Here is a 6,562-nt window from a genome sequence, read left to right as displayed (position 1 = left end):
TGCTTTTCACCTTTCCCTCACGGTACTGGTTCACTATCGGTCACTAGAGAGTATTTAGGGTTGGGAGATGGTCCTCCCAGATTCCAACGAGATTTCTCGTGTCTCGCCGTACTCAGGATACTGCTAGGGTTTAAGACTATTTCGAATACGAGGCTGTTACTCTCTTTGGCTTACCTTCCCAGGTAATTCTTCTATAATCTTGACTTCCCACAGCGCAGTCCTACAACCCCGATGTGTAAACACATCGGTTTGCCCTCTTGCCGCTTCGCTCGCCGCTACTAAGGCAATCGCATTTGCTTTCTCTTCCTGCAGCTACTTAGATGTTTCAGTTCACTGCGTCTTCCTCTTCATTACCTTAACAGTAATGAGTGACATGCATCACATGCCGGGTTCCCCCATTCGGACATCTCTGGATCAATGTTTACTTACAACTCCCCAAAGCATTTCGTCGTTAGTCACGTCCTTCATCGGCTTCTAGTGCCAAGGCATCCACCGTGCGCCCTTATTAACTTAACCTTATTTTGGTCTTCTGACCTTAAACTCATTAAATCACAGCGTTTCGGTTTATTTCTTGTTACTTTCTACAATTATTTCTAATTGTGGAATTTGATATAGATATTCAATTTTCAATGGACAATCAACTTGAATCTTTCGATTCAATGGAGCCTAGCGGGATCGAACCGCTGACCTCCTGCGTGCAAAGCAGGCGCTCTCCCAGCTGAGCTAAGGCCCCACAAGACCTCTCAAAACTAAACAAGACTTCCCAAACGTGCTTCCGTTTTTTCCTTAGAAAGGAGGTGATCCAGCCGCACCTTCCGATACGGCTACCTTGTTACGACTTCACCCCAATCATCTGTCCCACCTTAGGCGGCTGGCTCCTAAAAGGTTACCTCACCGACTTCGGGTGTTACAAACTCTCGTGGTGTGACGGGCGGTGTGTACAAGGCCCGGGAACGTATTCACCGCGGCGTGCTGATCCGCGATTACTAGCGATTCCGACTTCATGTAGGCGAGTTGCAGCCTACAATCCGAACTGAGATTGGCTTTAAGAGATTTGCTTGCCGTCACCGGCTTGCGACTCGTTGTACCAACCATTGTAGCACGTGTGTAGCCCAGGTCATAAGGGGCATGATGATTTGACGTCATCCCCACCTTCCTCCGGTTTATCACCGGCAGTCTCGCTAGAGTGCCCAACTGAATGATGGCAACTAACAATAGGGGTTGCGCTCGTTGCGGGACTTAACCCAACATCTCACGACACGAGCTGACGACAACCATGCACCACCTGTCACCGATGTTCCGAAGAAACTTTCTATCTCTAGAAATAGCATCGGGATGTCAAGACCTGGTAAGGTTCTTCGCGTTGCTTCGAATTAAACCACATGCTCCACCGCTTGTGCGGGCCCCCGTCAATTCCTTTGAGTTTCAACCTTGCGGTCGTACTCCCCAGGCGGAGTGCTTAATGCGTTAGCTGCGGCACTAAGCCCCGGAAAGGGCCTAACACCTAGCACTCATCGTTTACGGCGTGGACTACCAGGGTATCTAATCCTGTTTGCTCCCCACGCTTTCGAGCCTCAGCGTCAGTTACAGACCAGAGAGCCGCTTTCGCCACCGGTGTTCCTCCATATATCTACGCATTTCACCGCTACACATGGAATTCCACTCTCCCCTTCTGCACTCAAGTTTAACAGTTTCCAAAGCGAACAATGGTTAAGCCACTGCCTTTAACTTCAGACTTATTAAACCGCCTGCGCTCGCTTTACGCCCAATAAATCCGGACAACGCTCGGGACCTACGTATTACCGCGGCTGCTGGCACGTAGTTAGCCGTCCCTTTCTGGTAAGTTACCGTCACTGTGTGAACTTTCCACTCTCACACACGTTCTTCTCTTACAACAGAGCTTTACGATCCGAAAACCTTCTTCACTCACGCGGCGTTGCTCGGTCAGGGTTGCCCCCATTGCCGAAGATTCCCTACTGCTGCCTCCCGTAGGAGTCTGGGCCGTGTCTCAGTCCCAGTGTGGCCGATCACCCTCTCAGGTCGGCTATGTATCGTCGCCTTGGTAGGCCGTTACCCCACCAACTAGCTAATACAACGCAGGTCCATCTACTAGTGATGCAATTGCATCTTTTAAGTCTCTAACATGTGTTAAACACTATTATGCGGTATTAGCTATCGTTTCCAATAGTTATCCCCCACTAATAGGCAGGTTACCTACGCGTTACTCACCCGTTCGCAACTCTTCCAACTCTAGCAAGCTAAAGTCTTCAGCGTTCTACTTGCATGTATTAGGCACGCCGCCAGCGTTCGTCCTGAGCCAGGATCAAACTCTCATTTAATCTTGTTCTCATTCTGTCACTGACAGATTTATTTTCTTAACAGGTCGATTTCTCAACCCGCACGTTTGGTTCGTCTTGTTCAGTTTTCAAAGGTCTTTGTGAATTTCAGAATTCACATCGGGAAGACAGGATTCGAACCTGCGACCCCTTGGTCCCAAACCAAGTGCTCTACCAAGCTGAGCTACTTCCCGAAATATGCACCCTGCAGGATTCGAACCTGCAACCGCCTGATTCGTAGTCAGGTACTCTATCCAGTTGAGCCAAGGGTGCATCTTATTAAATTTTCTGCCGAGGACCGGAATCGAACCGGTACGAAGGTTACCCTTCGCAGGATTTTAAGTCCTGTGCGTCTGCCAGTTCCGCCACCCCGGCCTCTACAAGCGAACGACGGGATTCGAACCCGCGACCCCCACCTTGGCAAGGTGATGTTCTACCACTGAACTACGTTCGCATAAAGAGTATCCTATGCCGGCTACATGACTTGAACACGCGACCCTCTGATTACAAATCAGATGCTCTACCAACTGAGCTAAGCCGGCTACTTTTTCTAATGCGGGTTAAGGGACTTGAACCCCCACGCCGTTAAGCGCCAGATCCTAAATCTGGTGCGTCTGCCAATTCCGCCAAACCCGCATAATATTATGACCCGTACTGGGCTCGAACCAGTGACCCTCTGATTAAAAGTCAGATGCTCTACCAACTGAGCTAACGAGTCAAACGGTCCCGACGGGAATCGAACCCGCGATCTTCGCCGTGACAGGGCGACGTGATAACCGCTACACTACGGGACCTTTGGTATATTTACCTTCTTAATGGGAGTTAACGGGATCGAACCGCTGACCCTCTGCTTGTAAGGCAGATGCTCTCCCAGCTGAGCTAAACTCCCTTTTGCTAAGCGACTACCATATCTAACAGGGGGAAACCCCCAACTACTTCAGGCGTTCTAGGGCTTAACTTCTGTGTTCGGCATGGGAACAGGTGTATCTCCTAGGCTATCATCACTTAACTCTGATTGATTATCCAATCAAAATTGAATACCTATATATTTTAACAAGTTTCCGACGCGCTGTCAATATTCTCAGTTACTTTGGATAAGTCCTCGAGCTATTAGTATTAGTCCGCTACATGTGTCACCACACTTCCACTTCTAACCTATCTACCTGATCATCTCTCAGGGCTCTTACTGATATAAAATCATGGGAAATCTCATCTTGAGGTGGGCTTCACACTTAGATGCTTTCAGCGTTTATCCCTTCCCTACATAGCTACCCAGCGATGCCTTTGGCAAGACAACTGGTACACCAGCGGTAAGTCCACTCTGGTCCTCTCGTACTAGGAGCAGATCCTCTCAAATTTCCTACGCCCGCGACGGATAGGGACCGAACTGTCTCACGACGTTCTGAACCCAGCTCGCGTGCCGCTTTAATGGGCGAACAGCCCAACCCTTGGGACCGACTACAGCCCCAGGATGCGACGAGCCGACATCGAGGTGCCAAACCTCCCCGTCGATGTGAACTCTTGGGGGAGATAAGCCTGTTATCCCCAGGGTAGCTTTTATCCGTTGAGCGATGGCCCTTCCATGTGGAACCACCGGATCACTAAGCCCGACTTTCGTCCCTGCTCGAGTTGTAGCTCTCGCAGTCAAGCTCCCTTATACCTTTACACTCTGCGAATGATTTCCAACCATTCTGAGGGAACCTTTGGGCGCCTCCGTTACCTTTTAGGAGGCGACCGCCCCAGTCAAACTGCCCGTCAGACACTGTCTCCGATAGGGATCACCTATCTGGGTTAGAGTAGCCATAACACAAGGGTAGTATCCCAACAACGCCTCCACCGAAACTAGCGTCCCGGCTTCTTAGGCTCCTACCTATCCTGTACATGTGGTACAGATACTCAATATCAAACTGCAGTAAAGCTCCATGGGGTCTTTCCGTCCTGTCGCGGGTAACCTGCATCTTCACAGGTACTAAAATTTCACCGAGTCTCTCGTTGAGACAGTGCCCAAATCATTACGCCTTTCGTGCGGGTCGGAACTTACCCGACAAGGAATTTCGCTACCTTAGGACCGTTATAGTTACGGCCGCCGTTTACTGGGGCTTCAATTCACACCTTCGCTAATGCTAAGCGCTCCTCTTAACCTTCCAGCACCGGGCAGGCGTCACCCCCTATACATCATCTTACGATTTAGCAGAGAGCTGTGTTTTTGATAAACAGTTGCTTGGGCCTATTCACTGCGGCTGACTTAAAGCCAGCGCCCCTTCTCCCGAAGTTACGGGGCCATTTTGCCGAGTTCCTTAACGAGAGTTCTCTCGCTCACCTGAGGCTACTCGCCTCGACTACCTGTGTCGGTTTGCGGTACGGGTAGAGTATAATTAACGCTAGAAGCTTTTCTTGGCAGTGTGACATCACTAACTTCGCTACTTAAATTCACTCCCCATCACAGCTCAATGTTATAGACGTAAGCATTTGACTCACATCACACCTCACTGCTTAGACGTGCACTTCCAATCGCACGCTTTAGTTAGCCTACTGCGTCCCTCCATCACTATATACTCTAGTACAGGAATATCAACCTGTTGTCCATCGGATACACCTTTCGGTCTCTCCTTAGGTCCCGACTAACCCAGGGAGGACGAGCCTTCCCCTGGAAACCTTAGTCATACGGTGGACAGGATTCTCACCTGTCTTTCGCTACTCATACCGGCATTCTCACTTCTATGCGTTCCAGCGCTCCTCACGGTACACCTTCATCACACATAGAACGCTCTCCTACCATACCTAAAAGGTATCCACAGCTTCGGTAATATGTTTTAGCCCCGGTACATTTTCGGCGCAGGGTCACTCGACTAGTGAGCTATTACGCACTCTTTGAATGAATAGCTGCTTCTAAGCTAACATCCTAGTTGTCTGTGCAACCCCACATCCTTTTCCACTTAACATATATTTTGGGACCTTAGCTGGTGGTCTGGGCTGTTTCCCTTTCGACTACGGATCTTAGCACTCGCAGTCTGACTGCCGATTATATCTCGTTGGCATTCGGAGTTTATCTGATATTGGTAATCCGGGATGGACCCCTCAATCAAACAGTGCTCTACCTCCAAGAGACTTAACATCGACGCTAGCCCTAAAGCTATTTCGGAGAGAACCAGCTATCTCCAAGTTCGTTTGGAATTTCTCCGCTACCCACAAGTCATCCAAGCACTTTTCAACGTGCCCTGGTTCGGGCCTCCAGTGAGTTTTACCTCACCTTCACCCTGCTCATGGGTAGGTCACATGGTTTCGGGTCTACGACATGATACTAATTCGCCCTATTAAGACTCGGTTTCCCTACGGCTCCGTCTCTTCAACTTAACCTCGCATCATATCGTAACTCGCCGGTTCATTCTACAAAAGGCACGCTCTCACCCATTAACGGGCTCGAACTTGTTGTAGGCACACGGTTTCAGGTTCTATTTCACTCCCCTCCCGGGGTGCTTTTCACCTTTCCCTCACGGTACTGGTTCACTATCGGTCACTAGAGAGTATTTAGGGTTGGGAGATGGTCCTCCCAGATTCCAACGAGATTTCTCGTGTCTCGCCGTACTCAGGATACTGCTAGGGTTTAAGACTATTTCGAATACGAGGCTGTTACTCTCTTTGGCTTACCTTCCCAGGTAATTCTTCTATAATCTTGACTTCCCACAGCGCAGTCCTACAACCCCGATGTGTAAACACATCGGTTTGCCCTCTTGCCGCTTCGCTCGCCGCTACTAAGGCAATCGCATTTGCTTTCTCTTCCTGCAGCTACTTAGATGTTTCAGTTCACTGCGTCTTCCTCTTCATTACCTTAACAGTAATGAGTGACATGCATCACATGCCGGGTTCCCCCATTCGGACATCTCTGGATCAATGTTTACTTACAACTCCCCAAAGCATTTCGTCGTTAGTCACGTCCTTCATCGGCTTCTAGTGCCAAGGCATCCACCGTGCGCCCTTATTAACTTAACCTTATTTTGGTCTTCTGACCTTAAACTCATTAAATCACAGCGTTTCGGTTTATTTCTTGTTACTTTCTACAATTATTTCTAATTGTGGAATTTGATATAGATATTCAATTTTCAATGGACAATCAACTTGAATCTTTCGATTCAATGGAGCCTAGCGGGATCGAACCGCTGACCTCCTGCGTGCAAAGCAGGCGCTCTCCCAGCTGAGCTAAGGCCCCACAAGACCTCTCAAAACTA

General features: G+C 49.2%; 11 tRNA genes and 4 rRNA genes (1 of these 15 running past the window's edge). All 15 read right to left on the bottom strand.

Going from position 1 to position 6,562, the window contains the following annotated elements:
* Positions 1-516 (bottom strand): 23S ribosomal RNA (locus tag SMA_RS00575); it reaches 2,384 nt to the left of the window's first position.
* 144 nt (positions 517-660) lie between these two features.
* Positions 661-733 (bottom strand) — tRNA-Ala (locus SMA_RS00570).
* Positions 734-790: 57 nt separating this feature from the next.
* A 16S ribosomal RNA gene (locus SMA_RS00565) occupies positions 791-2,339 on the bottom strand.
* A gap of 117 nt (positions 2,340-2,456) precedes the next feature.
* A tRNA-Pro gene (locus tag SMA_RS00560) sits at positions 2,457-2,530 on the bottom strand.
* 5 nt (positions 2,531-2,535) lie between these two features.
* Positions 2,536-2,609: transfer RNA gene (locus SMA_RS00555), tRNA-Arg, on the bottom strand.
* Between the two features lie 16 nt (positions 2,610-2,625).
* Positions 2,626-2,711, bottom strand: a tRNA-Leu gene (locus SMA_RS00550).
* Between the two features lie 7 nt (positions 2,712-2,718).
* Positions 2,719-2,790: transfer RNA gene (locus SMA_RS00545), tRNA-Gly, on the bottom strand.
* A gap of 15 nt (positions 2,791-2,805) precedes the next feature.
* A tRNA-Thr gene (locus SMA_RS00540) sits at positions 2,806-2,878 on the bottom strand.
* 12 nt (positions 2,879-2,890) lie between these two features.
* Positions 2,891-2,972, bottom strand: a tRNA-Leu gene (locus SMA_RS00535).
* Positions 2,973-2,981: 9 nt separating this feature from the next.
* Positions 2,982-3,054: transfer RNA gene (locus SMA_RS00530), tRNA-Lys, on the bottom strand.
* Between the two features lie 3 nt (positions 3,055-3,057).
* Positions 3,058-3,130, bottom strand: a tRNA-Asp gene (locus SMA_RS00525).
* A 22-nt stretch (positions 3,131-3,152) separates the two neighbouring features.
* Positions 3,153-3,225: transfer RNA gene (locus SMA_RS00520), tRNA-Val, on the bottom strand.
* 4 nt (positions 3,226-3,229) lie between these two features.
* A 5S ribosomal RNA gene (rrf, locus tag SMA_RS00515) occupies positions 3,230-3,345 on the bottom strand.
* Positions 3,346-3,426: 81 nt separating this feature from the next.
* A 23S ribosomal RNA gene (locus SMA_RS00510) occupies positions 3,427-6,326 on the bottom strand.
* The 16S, 23S and 5S rRNA genes sit together here with 11 tRNA genes alongside, the layout of an rRNA operon.
* 144 nt (positions 6,327-6,470) lie before the next feature.
* Positions 6,471-6,543: transfer RNA gene (locus tag SMA_RS00505), tRNA-Ala, on the bottom strand.
* Between the last annotated feature and the right edge of the window lie 19 nt (positions 6,544-6,562).

Source organism: Streptococcus macedonicus ACA-DC 198 (assembly GCA_000283635.1).
Lineage (GTDB): Bacteria > Bacillota > Bacilli > Lactobacillales > Streptococcaceae > Streptococcus > Streptococcus macedonicus.
This window is presented reverse-complemented; position numbering and strand designations above follow the sequence as displayed.